The 18,449-nt window shown below is 63.7% G+C and carries 13 protein-coding genes; 4 read left to right on the top strand and 9 right to left on the bottom strand.

Features of this window, described 5'->3' with window-relative positions; genetic code table 11:
- Nucleotides 1–3: 3 nt before the first annotated feature.
- The 6 genes from Q8R73_RS11255 to Q8R73_RS11230 all read right to left on the bottom strand — a co-directional run bounded on the left by Q8R73_RS11255 (nt 4) and on the right by Q8R73_RS11230 (nt 10,544).
- Nucleotides 4–489: a RidA family protein gene (locus Q8R73_RS11255; RefSeq protein WP_305719616.1), complete on the bottom strand. Its 486-nt coding sequence runs from the start codon at nt 487–489 to the stop codon at nt 4–6.
- 84 nt (nt 490–573) lie between these two features.
- Nucleotides 574–2,745 carry a glucans biosynthesis glucosyltransferase MdoH gene (mdoH, locus tag Q8R73_RS11250; RefSeq protein WP_305719615.1) on the bottom strand — a complete coding sequence of 724 codons (2,172 nt, stop codon included), beginning with the start codon at nt 2,743–2,745 and terminating at the stop codon, nt 574–576.
- Nucleotides 2,733–4,244, bottom strand: a complete 1,512-nt coding sequence (locus tag Q8R73_RS11245) for a glucan biosynthesis protein (protein WP_371126080.1) — start codon at nt 4,242–4,244, stop codon at nt 2,733–2,735. The genes mdoH and Q8R73_RS11245 overlap by 13 nt, the downstream gene beginning before the upstream one ends.
- Before the next feature lie 90 nt (nt 4,245–4,334).
- Nucleotides 4,335–7,427 carry an EAL domain-containing protein gene (locus Q8R73_RS11240; protein WP_305719614.1) on the bottom strand — a complete coding sequence of 1,031 codons (3,093 nt, stop codon included), beginning with the start codon at nt 7,425–7,427 and terminating at the stop codon, nt 4,335–4,337.
- A 186-nt stretch (nt 7,428–7,613) separates the two neighbouring features.
- Nucleotides 7,614–9,296 carry a bifunctional diguanylate cyclase/phosphodiesterase gene (locus tag Q8R73_RS11235; protein ID WP_305719613.1) on the bottom strand — a complete coding sequence of 561 codons (1,683 nt, stop codon included), beginning with the start codon at nt 9,294–9,296 and terminating at the stop codon, nt 7,614–7,616.
- Between the two features lie 285 nt (nt 9,297–9,581).
- A complete protein-coding gene (locus tag Q8R73_RS11230; protein ID WP_305719656.1) occupies nt 9,582–10,544 on the bottom strand; it encodes a sensor histidine kinase in 963 nt (320 codons plus the stop codon).
- A 172-nt stretch (nt 10,545–10,716) separates the two neighbouring features.
- Between Q8R73_RS11230 and Q8R73_RS11225 the strand changes: the two genes are divergently transcribed.
- The 3 genes from Q8R73_RS11225 (at nt 10,717) to Q8R73_RS11215 (ending at nt 13,261) form a co-directional block, all read left to right on the top strand.
- The gene (locus Q8R73_RS11225; protein ID WP_305719612.1) at nt 10,717–11,559 is read left to right on the top strand and encodes an SDR family NAD(P)-dependent oxidoreductase; all 843 of its coding nucleotides are present in this window, start codon (nt 10,717–10,719) and stop codon (nt 11,557–11,559) included.
- Between the two features lie 107 nt (nt 11,560–11,666).
- Entirely contained in the window at nt 11,667–12,170 is a 504-nt protein-coding gene (locus Q8R73_RS11220) for a cupin domain-containing protein (RefSeq protein ID WP_305719611.1), read from the top strand.
- A gap of 65 nt (nt 12,171–12,235) precedes the next feature.
- Complete coding sequence (locus Q8R73_RS11215; RefSeq protein WP_305719610.1) at nt 12,236–13,261, top strand: adenylate/guanylate cyclase domain-containing protein; 1,026 nt, start codon at nt 12,236–12,238, stop codon at nt 13,259–13,261.
- A 16-nt stretch (nt 13,262–13,277) separates the two neighbouring features.
- Here Q8R73_RS11215 and Q8R73_RS11210 read toward each other — a convergent pair whose 3' ends face one another.
- From Q8R73_RS11210 to sthA, 3 genes are all read right to left on the bottom strand, one after another.
- Nucleotides 13,278–14,657, bottom strand: a complete 1,380-nt coding sequence (locus Q8R73_RS11210; protein ID WP_305719609.1) for a cytochrome P450 — start codon at nt 14,655–14,657, stop codon at nt 13,278–13,280.
- A 174-nt stretch (nt 14,658–14,831) separates the two neighbouring features.
- Nucleotides 14,832–16,073 (bottom strand): LLM class flavin-dependent oxidoreductase, encoded by a 1,242-nt coding sequence (locus Q8R73_RS11205; RefSeq protein ID WP_305719608.1) that lies wholly within the window; start codon nt 16,071–16,073, stop codon nt 14,832–14,834.
- 261 nt (nt 16,074–16,334) lie between these two features.
- Nucleotides 16,335–17,726, bottom strand: a complete 1,392-nt coding sequence (sthA, locus tag Q8R73_RS11200; RefSeq protein ID WP_305719607.1) for a Si-specific NAD(P)(+) transhydrogenase — start codon at nt 17,724–17,726, stop codon at nt 16,335–16,337.
- A 259-nt stretch (nt 17,727–17,985) separates the two neighbouring features.
- Here sthA and Q8R73_RS11195 point away from each other — a divergent pair.
- The coding region (locus tag Q8R73_RS11195) for a PHB depolymerase family esterase (protein ID WP_305719655.1) at nt 17,986–18,449 on the top strand (464 nt) is incomplete at its 3' end.

Raw genomic sequence — 18,449 nt, 5'->3', positions numbered from 1 at the left:
CGGTCAATCCGCGATCTGGACCTCGCCTTCGATTTCCACCGGTATCCCGAACGGCAATTCGGCCATGCCCACGGCGCTGCGGGCATGGGCGCCGGCCTCCGGCCCCCATAATTCGAGGATGAGGTCGGAGAAACCGTTGATGACGGCGGGTTGCCGGACGAAGCCGGGCGCGGAGTTGACCATGCCGAAAATCCGCACCCAATGCGAAATGCGGTCGAGCTCGCCGGGCGCGCGCTTGAGAGAGCCCAGCATCGACAGCGCCGTAAGCCTTGCGGCCGCATAGCCCTGCTCGAGGGTCAGCTCGGCTCCGACCTTCCCGAGCGGCCCGGCGATCTGGCCGTCCGAACTCTGCGGCCCGTGCCCTGCGATCACCGCACGGTTTCCGATTTGTCGGACATTGACGAAGGGCAGCACGACGCCGGGCGGCGGCGTGAAGGCCGGCGGCAGGATCAGTCCGAGGACGGCGAGGCGGGATTCGATGTTGGCCATGGCGGGATCATTAGCATCGCGGCAAGTAAAGTCTTAGCGGAAAATCCGGCGTCTCTTCGTCCCACAACGCGACAGCGACGGATGTCAGCACGCCGGTTCGAGGTGTGAGGCGGGCTCGGGGCTGATCGGCAAATCCAGCAGGGCCCGAAGCAGCGCCTGCGAGTTGAGCACGGCGAACGTCTGATGCGTATTCAGAAACCGCAGCGCCTCCTCCAGGCTTTCGGCGTCCTCGATCTTCGCCCGGGCGATCGCAAGATGCGGATTGACCTGCCCCCGGATGCGCTTGCCGGCGGGCAGGTTGTTCAGATGCGCTTCCAGCAGGTCAGAATCGTTGCGCAGTTCCAGTACCGGACAACCGATCGTGTCCAGCGAGGCCGCCGCCAGTTGGTTGGCGCGGACCAGAACCTGCGGCGGTGTGGTCTGCTCGGGCGTGGCAAACAGAAGCGGAGGGCGGCCGTTTCCGACTGAAGATCGCGACGACAGCAGCGCGACCGGAATGGCCAGCAGAAGGCCGACAATGACCGGTGTCATCCACAACAACAACGGCAGCGAAACCGCATAGGCGGCGATGGCCATGATGACTCCGACCAGCGTTGGCAGCGCATATCTGCGCACCGTCTCGCCGCGCGGCACGCCGCCATCGTCGCGGCGCTGGACCTGCCAGCCGGCATCGCGCCCCAGCAGAATCTCGCCGACGGCGGTGGATTGAAAGATCATCATCACCGGCGCAATCAGGCTGGACAGCAAGGTTTCGATCAGGATGCCGGCCAGCGCTGCGAAACCGCCGCCAAAGCGCTTTCGGGTCTCGCGCTGCGACAGCAGCAGCACGAAGGCCAGCAGCTTGGGCACGATCAGCAATCCCATGGTGCCGAGGAAGACCCAGGCGGCGAGCACGGGATCCTGTGCCGGCCATTGCGGAAACAGCGAAAATCCCTTCGGGAAATATTCGGGCCGGACGAATTGCGCCTGCAGTGAAATCAGGATTCCCAGAGCCAGAAAGATCAGCCAGAGCGGGGCGGTCAGATACGACCCGATGCCGGTGAGGAGATGAAGCCGCGACACCCAGTGCAGGCCGCGCGCCGGAAGAACAGCCAGGTGCTGCAGGTTGCCCTGGCACCATCGCCGGTCGCGCGCCGCGAAATCCAGCAGCGACGGCGGACATTCCTCGAAACTGCCGCCGAGCGCCGGCGCCATATGGATGGCCCACCCCGCGCGCCGCATCAGTGCCGCCTCGATGAAATCGTGGCTGAGGATATGGCCGCCGAACGGCTTGCGTCCGCCCAATTCGGGAAGGCCTGCATCCTGTGCGAAGGCGCGCACCCGGATGATGGCGTTGTGCCCCCAGTAATTGCCTTCCGAGCCGTGCCACCACGCGATCCCGGCGGCGATCAGCGGGCCGTAGAGCCTGCCGGCAAACTGCTGCAACCGCGCGAACAGGGTTGTTGCATTGACCACGATCGGCAGGGTCTGAATCAGGGCGACGTTGGGATGCCTTTCCATGGCGCCGGCGAGCCGAATGATGGTGTCGCCGGTCATCAGGCTGTCGGCGTCGAGAATGATCATGTGATCATAGCCGCCGCCGAAACGCTTGATCCAGTCCTCGATATTGCCGGACTTCCGCGCGGTGTTCTCCGGACGATGACGATAGAACAGCCCGTCGGCGCCGACGTCGCGGCGAAGCTGCAGGAAGCATTTCTCCTCCGCGATCCAGATCGCGGGGTTGGTGGTGTCGCTCAGCAGATACCAGTCGAACTGCGACGCGCATCCGGTTTCCCCGACCGACTCATGGATCGCCCGCAGCCGCGCCATGATCCGATAGGGGTCCTCGTTATAGGTCGGCAGCAGCATCGCATTGCGGCTGCGGACCTGCGGGAGCGGCGCGTCGGGATCGATCCCCAGCGCATCCTGCTTCCGGAGAAGCAGCACGAAGAAACCCGCCAGCGTGGACATGAACGAAAATGCGATCCACGCGAACAGCAGAACGAACAGAACCAGCACCATCGCTTCCAGCGTGGTGATGCCTCCTACCTGCAACACCTGGTACATTTCGTAGCAGCCGCCGAGCGTCAGCGCCACGGTGCCGATGAAGATGTAGGCGCGCCGGAGCGCGAACGACGGCCCGGAATCTGCCGCGCCCACGGCTCTGTCGAAATTCCGCAACGCCTGCGTCGACATTTCGAGAGTCGATTCCGGCGGCAGGAACTCAACCCGCTCGCCGCCGCCGGGGGCTCGCTTGGGAAATGTCAGGGTGTCCATCGATAAACCCAGACCTCGGAGATCGCGTCATTGTCCTGCATCAAGGACGCGCGAATCTCGACGGGAGCCTTGCTGACAGGAATCTCGAAACTCAGGCGCCAGCCGCCCGTCGCCGGGTTCGGCTGGGTTACGATGTTCTGAACCTTGACGTTTTCGGCGGTGACGACGCCGCGGATCTTCTTCGGGTCCACGCGTTTCAGTTTCTCGCCGACCAGATCGAGCACGAAAAGCTTGGTACCTTCGCCGCGCGCGCCGATGCCGCTGCGCGAGAAACGCGCGAGCGAGGTGGACTTGGGATTGTCCGGTCCCCAGTGCAGCCGATAGGTGTAGGTGTGCTCACCCTTGGCTGCCAGCGGCCGCTTGGGGAGCCAGAAGGCGGCGATATTGTCATGGACTTCCTCCCTGGTCGGAATTTCGATCAGTTGCACCGCGCCTTCGCCCCAGTCGCCGATCGGTTCCGCCCACAGGCTCGGCCGCCGTTCGAAGCCGGATTCGATGTCCTGATACGCTGCAAAATCCTTTTGCCGCTGCATCAGGCCGAAACCGCGGGGATTGAGGTCGGAAAACATGCTGATCTGCAGGTCGCGCGGATTATGCAGCGGGCGCCACAATTCTTCGTCCCTGCCGTTGAGAATGGCGAGGCCGTCGGAATCGTGCACCGCGGGACGGAAATCATCGACGTCGATCCGGTCGTTGGGTCCGAAGAAGAACATGCTGGTCATTGGCGCCAGTCCGACATGGTCGAGGCTCACCCTCGGATAGATGGCCATCTCGACGTCGAAGACGGTGGTCTCGCCCGGCCGTATCGTGAAGCGGTAAGCAGCGGCCGCACTCTCGCCATCCAGCAAGGCGTGCACGACGATGGAAGTCGCATTGGCGGCCGGCTTTTCGATCCAGAACGCCTTGAATTGAGGAAATTCCTCGCCCTTGGCCTGGCCGGTGTTGATCGACAGCCCGCGCGCGGAGAGACCATACTGTTCCCCCTTTGCCACCGCGCGGAAATAGCTCGCGCCGAGGAATACGCAGACTTCGTCATAATAATCCGCGCTGTTGAGCGGGGCGTGAAGGCGAAAGCCCCCGAAACCGAGATCGACGCCCGGTTGGGGAGGAGGCGTATCGCCGAACGAGAACTGGTCGGGCTGATAAATCACCCTGGTCGCCTGGCCGTTGGCGACTTCATAAATATCCACCCGGTTCGAATAGAGAAACCCCCGATGAAAAAACTGAACCTGGAACGGGAGTTTTTCATCGCGCCACAGCGCGCGGTCCGGCAGGAAGCGGATGGCGCGATAACGGTCGTAGTCGAGATCCTTCAGATGGTCCGGCAGCTTGCTGTCCGGCGCCTTGAAGGGCTTGCTGGCGGAATCACGTGCCATCTGCCGCACGCTGGACCGCTCGAAGGGGACGGCCTGGGCGTTTGCGGGTGTGACAAGCCCCCGCGCCGACGACGCCAGCAACGGCAACGCAACTGACACTTGCAGAAAATCCCGACGGTTCACTGAGCCTCCACGGACACGACGCTTGCAACGGAAGGAAACGCCGTTGGCTGCATCGGGTTCCGTGGTCGGAACTGAGACTCCGCTGCTATTTCAGGCAGTCGCCGCCGCGTCGCACGGGCCGAACAGCTGCCTGACCTCCGGTCCGGGCTTTGCGGCGCTGAACAGATAACCCTGCATCTGGGTGCAGCCGAGCGCGCGAAGCAGCTTCTTCTGCTCTTGCGTCTCGACGCCCTCGGCGGTCGTCGTCATGTTGCGGGAAGCGGCGATGTTCACCACGGCCTGCACGATCGCCGACGATCCGTTGACTTCCGTGATGTCGCTGATGAAGCAACTGTCGATCTTGATCTTGTCGAACGGAAAGCGCTTCAGGTAGCTCAGGGAGGAGAAACCGGTTCCGAAATCGTCCAGCGCGATGCGAACCCCGATGTCGCGCAACTGATGCAGGATCGCGAGCGCGGTCTCGTCGTCGCGGATCAGCACCGCCTCGGTGATTTCGATTTCCAGCCGATTGGCCCGCAGGCCGGAGTTCTCCAGCGCGTTGACGATCTTCAGCGCCAGCGTCGGGCACTTCAATTGAACGGGCGATACGTTGACGGCGATTCGAATATGATCCGGCCAGGCCGTCGCTTCGGTACAGGCGGTCCGCAACACCCATTCGCCAAGTTCGACGATCAGGCCGGTATCCTCCGCCACGGGGATGAATTCGGCGGGCGAGATCATGCCGCGTTCGGGATGGCGCCAGCGCAGCAGGGCCTCGCAACCCGTCACCTCGTCGCTGACAAGGTCGACCAGCGGCTGGTAGTGGATTTCAAAACCGCCATCCACCAGCGCCTGGCGCAGGTCCTGCTCCATGGCGAGCCGCGCCTTGGCGCAGGCATCCATCGCCGGCTCGAAGAATCGGTGTGTCCGGCGTCCTCCGGCCTTGGCGCCATACATCGCGAGGTCGGCGTTCTTGATCAACTGATCCAGATCGGTGCCGTCCTGGGGCGCCAGCGCAATGCCGATACTGGCGTCGGTGGAGAGCTGGTGACCGAGGCATTGATAGGGTTGCCGGATCGCCTCATGAATGCGCGTGACGAATTCCACGACATCGCGGACGCTGCCGATGCCGGTCTGGATCACCGCGAATTCGTCGCCGCCCAGCCGCGCGATCAGATCGGATTCGCCGAGACAGTTCCGGATGCGGCCAGCCACCGCCATCAGCAGCTCATCGCCGACATGGTGTCCGAGCGAGTCGTTGATGCCCTTGAATTCGTCGATATCGATATAAAGCAGGGCGAACTGCTCGCCGTGGCGCGTTCGCTGCAGTTCGCGCTCCATCTGGTCGCGGAACAGCACCCGGTTCGGCAGGTCGGTCAAGGCGTCGTAATGGGCGAGATGCGCGATCCTCTCGTCGGCGCGCCGACGCTCGGTGACGTCGTCGACGACGTTGATCAGGTACCGGGTATCGCCGGTCTGGTCCGGAATCCCGATGCGCTTTGACGTGATGAATCGCTGGCCCTGTATTTGCGACGCGCGGACGTCCAGGAACAGGCCGTCTGGGCTGGTCATGGCCTTCTCGTCATCCGCGGTGAGGTTGTCCGCGACCTCACCGGGAAACAGATCGAATGCGGTCTTGCCGACGATCTCGTCGCGGGGCATCCCGAACTGGGTCTCCGCCACCCGATTGGCCAGCACGTAGCGGCCATCGCGCAGGTCCTTGACCGTGATCTGCGTCGGGATGTGGTCGATGATCTGGCGCAGAAAGGCATAATTGCGGTCGCGCTCCTGCTCGAGGTTCCGGCGCTCCGTGATGTCTTCGATCGTGGCGACCCATCCGCCCTGCGCCAGCGGCTTGTTGACGATCTGATACGAGCGCCCGCCGCTGTCCATGGTCATATGCGTGACCTTGCCCTGCGCAACGTTGCGCATGATGGCGGAACAGAATTCGTCGACGTCGCCGTCGTAGGATCCGGTGTCCTGACGATGCTGGATCAGGTCGCGAAAATGGCAACCCGGTCTGACGATGTCGGTCGACAGCCCGTACATGTCGATGTAGCGCCGGTTGCAGAGGATGATGCGCGCCGACGCGTCATACAGCACGAGGCCTTGCGTCATGTTGTTCAGGGCGGTGTCGAGCTGCTGTTTCTGCAGCTTCAGCCGCTGCCGCGATTCCTGGTTTTGGCGGGTCACCTGCCGGATGATCAGAAACAGCACGAACGCGATCACCAGCGCGGTCAGCGCCGCTGCGGCAATCGTGAATCTGGTTTGCGCCTCCCAGTTGGCCAGCGCCGCCGAGACGGTCGTGGTCGCGACGATCACCATCGGGAAACGGCTCAAGGGTGCCGCTGAACCAAGCCGATTCATGGCATCGACAGGGCTCTGGATGCGGAGGGTTTGCCGGCCTCCTTCATTCAATACTTTGCTGAGGAGCGGCGCGCCCCTGAATATTTGCCCGATCATCGTTTCGACATGGGGATGACGCGCCAGCATGGTTCCATCGCGGTGAAACATGGAAATCGCGGCACCTTTGCCGAGCGCGACCGATGCGAAAAATCGCTCGAAATGCCGGGATTCGATTCGCCGCGCCATCACGCCGAGGAAAACCCCGTTCGGGCCGCTCAGCCGATGGGCGATGACCGTGGACCAGTCGCCGGTCATAAGGTTGCGAGCCGGATCGGCGACGGCCATCTTCGACTCGGCGTCCGCCTTGAAGTTCTTGAAAAACGTCCGATCGGCGATGCTGATGGCCGGTAGCGGCCAGGTTCCCGACGAGTTGATCAGCTTGCCGTCCGCATCGAATATGCCGACGTCACCGATATAGGACAAGCCGCCGACCTTGGATTTCAGGATCAGGTGGGCGTCATGGCTCGACATCCAGGTCCGGAACGTTTCCGCCGAGGCGATCTCTGAAAATTTCATCCTGGCGATCACGTCGCTGGCAATGATCTCGGTGTCTTCGAACTGCTGGTCGAAGTGGCGGGTCAGCAGCAGCACGGTGTTGTCGAGTTCGCGCTCACTGTTGGTGAGGGCCCGTTCACGAAATTCGCCGACCATCACCATGGTGCCGACGACGATCGCCGCGACCAGGAGGCCGCCGCACAGGATCAGCGAGAAGATAGGCCCTCGGCTCGACGTGAGGATGCGACGCGAGCCGATTGCCTCGGCAAAACTGCCCCACACGCCGGAAGCCAACTTGCGCATTCCCCTCTCCCTGAAGGGAAATGCATACAATGCACAAATGGCAGCCCCGTTAGGAAATCCGGTTACTTAAGGTTTAATGACGCGTCCAGCCCGTCGAAATAAGGCTGGTGCGACCGTCCTCACGACTGTTGCGTGGAGATTCGAGCCGTCGCGTCGCGCCGGCGGGGAAGAAACGGGACGGCCGCCTCACCGGCGATAGCGCTCGGCGCGCGCATAGGCCGGGCGGCTCTCCTGCGGCGGGCGGCTCGAAAGGCTGGCGCGCGCCTCGCTGGCGACGGGTATCGCCGGCCGCAGTTCTTCCAGAAAGATCGGCCGCGAGAAGTAGTAACCCTGCGCATAGCGGATCTTGGTGGCGGCCTGCAGATAGGCGAGTTCCTCGAAAGTCTCGATGCCCTCGGCGATCATGGTCATGCCGAGCGCCTCGCTCAGCGATTCGATCGCCCGCAGGATGCCCTGGCTGCGCGGACGCTTGTGAATATCGGTGATGAACGAGCGGTCGATCTTGATTTCGTCGGCGGTGATGTCAGCCAGCGCCGACAGGGACGAGTAGCCGGTGCCGAAATCGTCGATCGAAATCCGCACCCCCAGTCGCCGGAACATCGGCAGGATCTCGTCCTGGAAATGGCTCTTGGTGACGAAGGCGTCCTCCGTCACCTCGATCATGAAGCGCTCGGGATAGCCGGTGGTCTCCAGCGCCAGCGCAAACGTCCGCATGAATTCGAGGTTGCAGGCCTGCTTGGCGGCGACGTTGATGCTGATCGAGGCGCCGGAACCGAAAGTCTCGTTGATCAGATCGATCGACTTGACGATTTCAGCCAGCACCAGATGCGTGAGCTCGTCAATCAGTCCGAGTTCGACCGCAAGATTGACGAAAGTTCCGGGGGCCTGAATGACACCTTCGTCGTCCCGCAGCCGCACCAGAGCCTCGATGCCCTTGATGTCCTGGGTCCGGATGTCGACCTTGGTCTGGAAGGCGCAGCAGAAGCGCTTCTCCAGGATAGCGAGCCGCAGCGACTGCTCGACCTTCATTCGCGCCAGCGCCTCGCGCTCCATGCTGGAGTCGAAGAAGGCCGCGGAGCCCTTGCCGTCGTTCTTGACGCGGTACATCGCGATATCGGCGTTCTGGCGCAGCAGGTCGTAGCTGCGGCCGTGTTCGGGAAAAAGGCTGATCCCGATCGAGGTCGAAGCGAAGATTTCCGATCCGTCGATGAAGTACGGAGCCCTCAGCCGCTCCAGCGTGAACCGGATGTATTCCGCCACCTCCTGCTCGCTCTGGATCGGATTGAGCAGCAGCAGGAATTCATCGCCGCTGATCCGCGACAGCATGTCGGAATCGCGCAGGTCCATCCCCAGCCGCCGGGCGACTTCGACCAGCAGCGCGTCCCCGATCGGATGACCGTAATAGTCGTTGATGTGCTTGAAATTGTCGATGTCGAGAAACGCCAGCGCGAACTTTCCCTGCGGCGGGTCGCGGTGCAAAAGGCTGTTGGCGCGGTGCTCGATCACGCCCCGGTTCGGCAGGCCGGTCAGTTCGTCGTAGTAAGCCGACCGGAACAGGTGATCCTCCAGCGCCTTTTGTTCGCTGATGTCGGCGGAGCTCGACAGCAGCAGATTGCGATCCGCGATTCGAACCGGCCGGTGAGTGGTGAGAAACACCCGTCTGGCGCGGTCGCTGCTGACGCATTCTTCCGAAATCGCCTGGCTGCCGCTGCGCAGCAGCTCGATGCCGGTCTTGCGGCGCTGATCCAGTTCCTTCGAGGCAGGTGCTCCCGTTTCGCTGCCGGCCATCCCGAGTTGGGTCGCGGCGGCGTCGTTCACCAGCAGGAAGCGGCCCTGCTCGTCCTGAACCGTCACGCCGGTCGGAAGCATTCTGAGCACATCCCTCAGGATGCTCAATTCGTTAGCGAGAGCGAACGCGCTATCGCTGTCGGTCGCGGCGATCCGCAGGTCGTGTTGGGTCGGGCTTTGCATGCGACCGACTTTGACGGAAGCTCTTGTAGTTTTGGTTAAGTGGAACTCAAAAAGTCGGTATCAGTTGTGCGAGTCTGGCGTTCAAACAGACTCCGCCTCGATCGTCATTAACAGAACTCTAATGCGATTTCGCAATGCAGGTCGTCGGCAAATACAGGCGCCCGATGCTCTGAAAAGAGGCGCTCAGCTCGCGGGAATACGGCACTGCATCGTGCAGTGAACCCCGGTCTTCAGGAAGGCAATCTCGGTCTTGCCGTCGAACGAAGTGAGCGCCGATTTCAACAGCTTGGTGCCAAAGCCTGCCGCCCCGACGCTTTCGATCGGAGGCCCCTCGGTCTCGTCCCAGGTGATGATGAGCCGGTCGCCGGTCACCGTCCACGACACCTGCAAGAGCCCGCGGGGGGAGGAAAACGCGCCGTACTTGCCGGCGTTGGTGGCGAGTTCGTGGAATACCAGAGCCAGGCTCACCGCCAGCTTGTCGGGAAGAAACAGCGGATTTCCGTTCAGGTTGAACCGTACATGACCGTATGGTCCGAGTTCGGAGACCAGCAGATCCTTGATGTCGCAACCCAGCCCATCGACGCTGGCGATCAGGTCATCGGTCCGGGACAGCGCCCGCAGCCGCTGATCGACGCCGGCCCAGATTTCCGGCCGATCATGCAGCACCTGGTGCAGAACGGCGTGAATGGTCGATAATTTGTTCTTCAGCCGGTGCTGCAGCTCCCCGACGATGAGCTTGCGATATTCCTCTTCCCGGATAAGCCGCTTCGAAATCTCCCGCTGCTGCGAGGCGATCGCCCGGTAGTGCTCGACGCCCCATATCGTCAGCCCGCAGACGACCAGATAGGCGGCCAGCAGCGCCAGCCTGGCAGAATCGGCCGTAGCCTCGCTGAAATTTACCGTCATTCCAAGCGCGCCGCCGGCCAGCGCGGTCGCGATCCCGAGCCGGAAGCCGCCGAACGCGGTGGCGAAGACCACGGCCGGAAAGTAGGGGGTGAAGAATACATCCGGCCGGACCAGGGAAAGGCCCCACCGCGCCGCTGTCGACAGCGCGAGGCATCCGGACGCAAATCCGATGCCCAGAAGCGGCGACGGCTGGGATATTCCGCGCCAGCCCAGCCGGAATTCGTCGATCAATTTCACCATGACTGACATCAGCCGATCAGCGAATCCAAAATAAGGCCGAGCATAGCGGAAATTCCGCGGTCCAGGCCGAAATCGGTGTCAGCCGCACCTACGCGATAAAGCATGGCTTGCCTGGTTCCGGCGGGTCGGTGATAAATCCAGCATCAAGATCAATCATGAGGGGGAGAGCGACATGGGACGGCTGGACGGCAAGGTCGCGGTGATCACAGGGGCGACGAGCGGGATCGGCCTCCGCACCGCGGAGATATTCGTCGCCGAAGGCGCCAAAATCGTCATCGCCGGACGCCGCGCGCCGGAAGGCGAGGCGCTGGCCAGGAAACTCGGCGCCAGCTGCATCTTCCGCCAGACCGACGTCACCGTCGAGGAGCAGATGCGCGCGCTGATCGCGCTTTCGGTGGAAAAATTCGGCCGTATCGACTGCCTCTTCAACAATGCCGGCGGCCCGGCGCAGACCGGCGGCATCGAAGACCTCGAGGTCGACCGCTTCGACGCCGCAATGGCGACGCTGGTGCGCAGTGTGATGCTCGGTATGAAACACGCCGCTCCCCATATGCGCCGCCAGGGTTCCGGCAGCATCATCAACAATGGCAGCATCGCCGGTCGGCTCGCCGGCTTCTCGTCGTCGGTGGTCTATGGCGCGGCCAAGGCCGCCGTCATCCACCTCACCAAATGCGTGGCGATGGAGCTCGGCGAATCCGGCATCCGGGTCAACTCGATATCGCCGGGCGCGATCGCCACCGGCATTATCGGCAAGGCGCTCGGCCTCCCGGTCGAGGCGGCGGAAAGGACTCCCGACATCATGCGCGAAGTCTACAAGACGGCGCAGCCGATCCCGCGCGCCGGCCTGCCGGAGGATATCGCCCACGCCGCGGTGTTCCTCGCCAGCGACGAATCCAGTTTCATCAATGGCCATGATCTGGTGATCGACGGCGCCATCACCGGCGGCCGCAACTGGACCCAGCAGCAGCAGGGCTATGTGGCGCTGCGTAAGGCGTTCGGCCAGGAAGTAGACTAATTCGTCATTCCGGGGCGATGCGAAGCATCGAACCCGGAATCTCGAGATTCCGGGTTCGCGCTCACGCGCGCCCCGGAATGACAGGAGAGCCAGCCGGAGAGTCATCCATGTCCGCAACATTCAATACGTCGTTCGCGCGACCCGAAGCCCGTCCGTTTCACCTGGCCGTCATCGCCGGCCTCGCTTGCGCCTTCGTGATCGGCAAGGCCTTGCCGTCGACGATGGACGCCATCGCGGCGGTCGTCGCGCCGCTATGCGTCAGCAGCGCGCCAACAGGTTCCTCGCTCGACACCGTCGAGCCGATCGGCTCCTACGCGCTGCCCAACGTGCCGGGCAAGCGAGTCACCATTGTGCGGGTGTTCTATGGCCCCGGCGGATTCACCCGCGCGCACCGCCATGCGGGCTCGGTCACCGCCTATGTCACCAAGGGCGAGATCCGCTCCCAGCTCGGCGGCGGACCGGTCGAGACCTTCAAGGTCGGTCAGTCATTCTTCGAGCCGCCGGGCGCCACCCATCTGGTCTCGGCCAACGCCAGCAACACCGAGCCCGCCGAACTGATCGCGGTGTTCGTGGCCGACGAAGGCGCGCAGCTCACGACGTTCATTGAATAGAATTACCGCAGGCGGCCGGCCGGGTCGTGTATGGTTTCGTCCAGGCAACGCGGGGTGCGGGCGGTATGGACGCAAGGCTTGAACGAAGACTGCAGCTGTTCGCGATCATTGTCGTTGCCAGCGTCGTCGCGTCCGTCGCCTTCTCCCTCGCGCGCGGCTTTACTTCCCTTGCGGGAATAGCGGTGGGAGTCTCTTACGGAGTACTCCTCACGGTCCCGATCGCGGGCATCGCCCTGTTCGTCCTGCAAGGACCGATGCGGCCGTGGCTCGGCGGCCTTTCGTTCACCGCCGGATTGCTGGTGCGGAGTGCGATCTTCGCGGCCATTATCGTCCCCACCCTGTTCTTTCAACTTGGCAGCGTCATCGCCGGCGTTCCCGTCGATCCAGCCCACAAGGGATTCTGGATCAATATCGTCTTCGCCGTTGTGTTCGTGATTCTAGCCAATCTCATCGTCGGCATCGCCAACATTATCGGGCCGCGCGCGTTCCTGAATTTCGTCACCGGACGATATCACGCCCCGATCGAGGAAAACCGTTTCGTTCTTTTCGTCGACATTGCTGGATCGACGGGGCTGGCCGAGCGACTCGGCGGCGTCGGCATCCATCGCCTGCTCGACCGGACGTTTCGCCTTCTCACCCTTGCCGTCGTCGACTATCGCGGCGAGGTGCTCAACTATGTCGGTGACGAGGTGATTGTGACCTGGCGGGAAGGCGCGGGAGCGATCGACTGCCGTCCGCTCCGCTGCTTCATCGCGATGCGCGATGAACTGGCGCGCGCATCCGGTCAGCTGGAACGCGAATTCGGAGCGGTGCCGCGGATTCGCGGCAGCCTGCATTACGGGCCGGTGATTATCGGAGAGATCGGCGACGTCAAGCGCGCCATCGTTTTCAACGGCGACGTGATGAATACCGCCGCGCGGCTGGAGGAGCTCAGCCGCAATGTCGATGGCGGCTTTCTGGCGTCCCGCGCGGCGATGGAGAGGTTCGACTCGCCGCCGCCGTTTGCGGTTCGCGATCTCGGGCGCCTGCCGATTCGCGGACGCATCGATGGCATCGACGTGGTCGGCATCGGTGCTCCGGCACTCGCCTGATCCTGACCTGGTTGGCTCACGTCATCGGCTTCAGCGTCACCCGCAATCCGTCGCGCGGTTTCGGGATCGGCCACATCTGCCAGTCCGGGGTGTAGCCGGGCTCCAGCGAGACCTCAAGATTCTGCAGGAAGTGCCGCGCGAAGCATTTCGCCTGCATATAGGCGAAGTGCAGTCCGATGCACATATGCGCGCCGCCGCCGAACGGCACCCAGGCGAAGCGGTGGCGGCCGCGCTGCGCTTCCTCGGTGAAGCGCATCGGATCGAAGGTGTCGGGATCGGGCCAGATCTCGGGCATGTGGTGGGTGAACAGCGGGTTGACGCCGAGCATGGCGCCGGCCGGAATCGCATAGCCCTTGAAGGTGAAGTCGCGCACCGCGCGCCGCGGCATCGACGGCACCGGCGGCTTCATCCTCAACGCTTCCTTGAAGGCCATCTCGGTCAGCTTCATGGCCTCGAGATTGTCGATGCTGGTCGGCTCGCCGGCGGCGACGCCCAATGCGGATATCTCGTTGCGCAGCCTGTCCTGCCATTGCGGATTGGCGGCAAGGGCGCCGATGAACGATGTCAGCGAGGAAGTCAGCGTGTCGTGCGCGGCCATCATCAGGAAGCTCATGTGGTCGACGATATCCTGCGTCGACAAGAGCGCGCCGTCCTCGTGGGTGGCGTGGCACAGTTGCGAGAACAGGTCGTCGCCGCCGCCTCTGGCGCGGCGGATCGGAATCTGTTCGGAGAAATAGGCGACGATGCGCTTGCGGCCGTTGACGCCGCGCGCCATCGCCGTGCCGGGCAGCGGCTTGCGGATCACGGCGACCGAGGCCGCCACCATGTCGACGAAGGCGCCGGTAATATCGTCGACCTCGGGCCCGATGTCGGCGCCGAGGAACGAGGTCGCGGCGAGGTCCAGCGTCAGCTGCTTCATGGCGGGATAGAACAGCATCGGTCCCGGTTTCGCCTTCCACTGCGCGACCCGCGCCGCGATCCCGGTATCCATCTCGCCGAGATAGGACTTCATCGGTCCGGATTTGAACGCGACCGACAGCGCGCGCCGGTGCAGGCGATGTTCCTCGAAGTCGAGCAGCATCAAGCCGCGTGGAAACAACAGCCCGAGGATCCGGCCCCAGCCATGGGTCGAGGAGAACAGCTTGGCCTGGTCGAACAGCACCAGCTCGTTGGCTTCCGGTCCGAGCAGCGTGAGGCTGGTCTCGCCGAACAGGTGGCTGCGATAGACCAGCCCGTATTTCGCCGCCGCGCGCTCGACCTGGCCCTTGGGATCGGCGAGCACGTGAAGCGTCTTGCCGATCACCGGCCAGCCCTCGTCGCCGGGAATATGCGTCAGCGAATTGCGCTTCGGCGGCGTGAAGGTGAACGCGGGGGAAGCCACACTTTGCATCGACATCGCGGTTGCTCCCGGTTGGTCCCACTCTGCCCGCCCGATCGCGGCTTCGCGAGGGACGGAATCGGCATAACCTGCACCCGAAAATAGACCTTTGTCGCAGTCAAGCAAAGGCGCATGCAGGACCCGGCGTGCTCCGTCGGGCCAAACGCGCGACCAGAGCCGAGCGCCGGCGCCTCAAGCCTTTCTTTTCGCGGCTTCCTTCTGCAGATCCGGCGCGTTGATGGTCGGAATCGCCACCCGGCCGGGGCCGGTGAGCGAAAGCGCCGCGGCGGCCTTGTCGTTTTCCATGATCTTGGCCATCACGGCCTGGCCGGCGCGTTCGAATACCGCCCGGTTCTCGATCAGGAACTTCTGCGACTCGCGCAGTTTCGCGATGTGCCCGTTGATCTCCGGCACCACGTAGCGCGCCACCATGTCCCAGCTGCGGCGGGTATTTTCCGGATTGGCCCAGTCGTGCACGAAGCCGACGATGGTGCCGACGCCGCCGGAGACTTCCATCAGGTTCTTGATGGTTTTGACCAGATCGTCGGGGGTGCCGATGGTGGAGGCCGCTGCCTCGCCGCCGGCGGTCTTCTCCACGGCGTCCTCGGGCGATGTGAACGGCTCCAGGCCGGGCCGCTGCAGGGTGCGGACATTATATTCGTTGTGCCAGCGCATCAGGCCGGGTCCCGCCTCGCGGTGCGCCTGTTCGCGGGTCTCGGCGATGTGCCAGGACAGCAGCACCCGCCAGTTGGTGCGGCTCACGGCGGTGCCGGCCTTTTTGGCGGCGTCCTCGGCAAAGCCCCATTGCGTCGGCAGCGCCATCAGGCCCTGCGTCGACATCGAGCCCAGCGAAATGATGCCGATGCCGTATTTGCCGGCCAGCGTCATGCCCGACGGCGAGATCTGCGAGGCCACCACGAACGGCATTTCCTCCTGCAGCGGCAGGATCTGCAGCGCGGCGTCGTTCATGGTGAACCAGTCGCTCTTGGCGGTGACGCGCTCCCCGTTGAACAGCCGGCGAATGATCGCGATCGCCTCGTCCTGGCGGTCGCGCTGCGTCATCGGGTCGATGCCGAGCGTGTGCGCATCGGATGCGAGCGCGCCCGGTCCGGAACCGAAGATGGCGCGGCCGCCGGTCATGTGGTCGAGCTGCACCATGCGCTGCGCGACGTTGTAGGGGTGGTGATAGGGCAGCGAAACCACGCCGGTGCCGAGCCTGATGCGCTTGGTGCGCTCGCCGGCGGCGGCCAGGAACATTTCCGGCGAGGCGATGGTTTCCCAACCCGAGGAGTGATGCTCGCCGCACCAGAATTCATCATAGCCGAGCGCGTCGAGTTGTTCGACCAGGTCGAGATCCCTGCGGAATTGCAGCATCGGATGCTCGCCGATCGGGTGATGCGGGGCGAGGAAGGCTCCGAACTTGAGGCGCGCCATGGGGGTTCTCTCCGGATTTGTTATTGTTGGATGGTTGGGTCCAAACTACGGGTCGGGGCGAGCCAAGGCAATCGCGGAAAGCCGTCACGGCTGCATGGTTGTCGTGCAGGGATGGGTGACGGGCCGCGCGACGGAATTCTGATCCCGAGCATCGTCGATGGCCGCGGCCGGGTCCCGCCAGGACCCCGACCGCCGTCAGATACAAGCGCATGTGAAATGCGGAACGGGCATTCGGAGCAAATTCTCCGCGTCCGCTCCGCGCTACCGCGTCATCCGGTTCCAGGCGTCCAGTCCGGCGATCTTGTAGGCTTCGGCCAGCGTCGGATAGTTGAAGGTGTTCTGGATGAAATAGTCGAGGGTGCCCTTGAGATTGAGCACGGCCTGGCCGATATGGATCAGCTCGGTGGCGCCCTCGCCGAGGATATGCACGCCGAGCAGGCGGCGGGTCCTGGTCGAGAAGATCATCTTCATCATGCCGCTATTGAGTCCCATGATGTGGCCGCGCGAGGTTTCGCGGAATCGCGCGACGCCGACCTCGTAGGGGATGCCGCGGGTCCGCACTTCTTCTTCGGTGAGGCCGGTGGTCGAAATCTCCGGCACCGAATAGATGCCGTAGGGAAAGAATTCGGGCGGCGCCATGGGCTCCATGCCGAGCGCATGACAGGCCGCCACCCGTCCCTGCTCCATCGAGGTCGAGGCGAGGCTCGGAAAGCCGATGACGTCGCCGGCGGCGTAGATGTGCGGCACGCTGGTTTGCAGCGTGAGGGGATCGACCCCGATGCGGCCGCGATGGTCGACGGCGATGCCGGCGGCTTCGAGGTTCAAGCGGTCGGTGGCGCCGACGCGCCCGGCCGCGAACAGCAGCATCTCGGAAACGACGTTGCGGCCGTCGGACAATCTGGTCAGGATGCTGCCGCTCTCGTTGCGCTCGATCGATTTGACGGCGGAGCCCAGTCGCAGCGCAACGTTGCGGTCGCGCAGCTCGTGCGTGAACTCCTCGATCAGCTCCTTGTCGATGAAGTCGAGGAAGGTCGGCCGCGGTTCGATCAGCGTCACTGCCACGTCGAGCGCCGAGAAGATGGTGGCGTATTCAACCCCGATCACGCCGGCGCCGATCACCGCGAGGCTGCGCGGCAGTTTTGGCAGGTCGATGATTTCGTCGCTGTCGAACACCGACTTGCCGTCGAACGGCACGTAGTCCGGCCGGAACGGCCGCGTGCCGCAGGCGATCAGGATATGGGCGGCAGACACCAGGCGGGTCTCGCCGCTGTCCGCTGTCACCTCGATCCGGTTCGGTCCGACGAAGCGGGCCTCGCCGCAGGCGGTCTTTACGGCGTTGCGGCTGAACTGATGCTCCAGCACCTCGACTTCATGATCGAGCGTCTTCTGCAGGCGTGCGATCAGGTCCACCGCGCCGATATCCTGCTTCACCCGGTAGGAGCGGCCATAGAAGCCGCGCTCGCGCCAGCCCGACAGATTGAGCACGGTTTCGCGCAGAGTCTTGGACGGGATGGTGCCGGTATGGACCGAAACGCCGCCGACCCGGCGGCCCTTCTCCACCACCAGAACCGTCCGGTTGAGCTTGGCAAACTGGATCGCGGCGCGGCGGCCGGACGGTCCCGAGCCGATCACCAGCATGTCGTAGTCGTACATCGGAAGCGGTCCCGAACTCGCGAGATGGCTGCAAGGCGCCGGCGCGCTAGCTATGCAGCAATCGGGCCAGCTGCCCAGCCGCGTGCGTGAAAGGGCGGCGCATCTGTCGCGCTGCCGACGTGGCCGCTTCCGTCACGTTCCTGCCGCCGATGCGGCCCCTGTTAAGCAACAAGCCGTTAAAAGCGGGATTGACAGCACACGGCCTTTTCATTTTGCAGTGCAGCAACTATTTGCTCCTGATGGGGTTGATAAGCCTCTCATGAAGGAGCTGCCGGTGTCCCTCGCCAACAATATCGAATTCCTGCGAAATCTGCCTAAGCTCAATGGGTTCAATGGGTTGGGAGACATTGGACGAAACCGGCGGTCCCCCGTCGACAGCCCGCTGGTGGAAACCGCTGATTTTGGCAGCAATCCGGGCGCGCTACGGATGTTCTCATTCGTTCCCGATCACCGCGCGGCGGTGCCGGCGCTGGTCGTCGTTCTGCACGGTTGCGGACAGACGGCGGCCGGCTACGATCTCGGCGCCGGCTGGTCGACCCTGGCGAGGCATTACGGTTTTGCGCTGCTGATGCCGCAGCAGCAGTCGTCCAACAACAGCAACGGGTGCTTCAACTGGTTCAATCCGGAGGACACCGCGCGCGACAGCGGCGAGGCCTGCTCGATCCGGCAGATGATCGCGCGGATGGAACTCGATGTCGGCATCGACGGCCGGCGTGTCTTTGT

This window comes from Bradyrhizobium sp. (assembly GCF_030697065.1).
Classification (GTDB): domain Bacteria; phylum Pseudomonadota; class Alphaproteobacteria; order Rhizobiales; family Xanthobacteraceae; genus Bradyrhizobium.
This window is presented reverse-complemented; position numbering and strand designations above follow the sequence as displayed.

Coding starts and splice junctions, on each gene's coding strand:
- Q8R73_RS11255 (WP_305719616.1), bottom strand. CDS start 489: ATGGCCAACATCGAATCCCGCCTCGCCGTCCTCGGACTGATCCTGCCG.
- mdoH (WP_305719615.1), bottom strand. CDS start 2,745: ATGGACACCCTGACATTTCCCAAGCGAGCCCCCGGCGGCGGCGAGCGG.
- Q8R73_RS11240 (WP_305719614.1), bottom strand. CDS start 7,427: ATGCGCAAGTTGGCTTCCGGCGTGTGGGGCAGTTTTGCCGAGGCAATC.
- Q8R73_RS11235 (WP_305719613.1), bottom strand. CDS start 9,296: ATGCTTCCGACCGGCGTGACGGTTCAGGACGAGCAGGGCCGCTTCCTG.
- Q8R73_RS11230 (WP_305719656.1), bottom strand. CDS start 10,544: ATGGTGAAATTGATCGACGAATTCCGGCTGGGCTGGCGCGGAATATCC.
- Q8R73_RS11225 (WP_305719612.1), top strand. CDS start 10,717: ATGGGACGGCTGGACGGCAAGGTCGCGGTGATCACAGGGGCGACGAGC.
- Q8R73_RS11220 (WP_305719611.1), top strand. CDS start 11,667: ATGTCCGCAACATTCAATACGTCGTTCGCGCGACCCGAAGCCCGTCCG.
- Q8R73_RS11215 (WP_305719610.1), top strand. CDS start 12,236: ATGGACGCAAGGCTTGAACGAAGACTGCAGCTGTTCGCGATCATTGTC.
- Q8R73_RS11210 (WP_305719609.1), bottom strand. CDS start 14,657: ATGTCGATGCAAAGTGTGGCTTCCCCCGCGTTCACCTTCACGCCGCCG.
- Q8R73_RS11205 (WP_305719608.1), bottom strand. CDS start 16,073: ATGGCGCGCCTCAAGTTCGGAGCCTTCCTCGCCCCGCATCACCCGATC.
- sthA (WP_305719607.1), bottom strand. CDS start 17,726: ATGTACGACTACGACATGCTGGTGATCGGCTCGGGACCGTCCGGCCGC.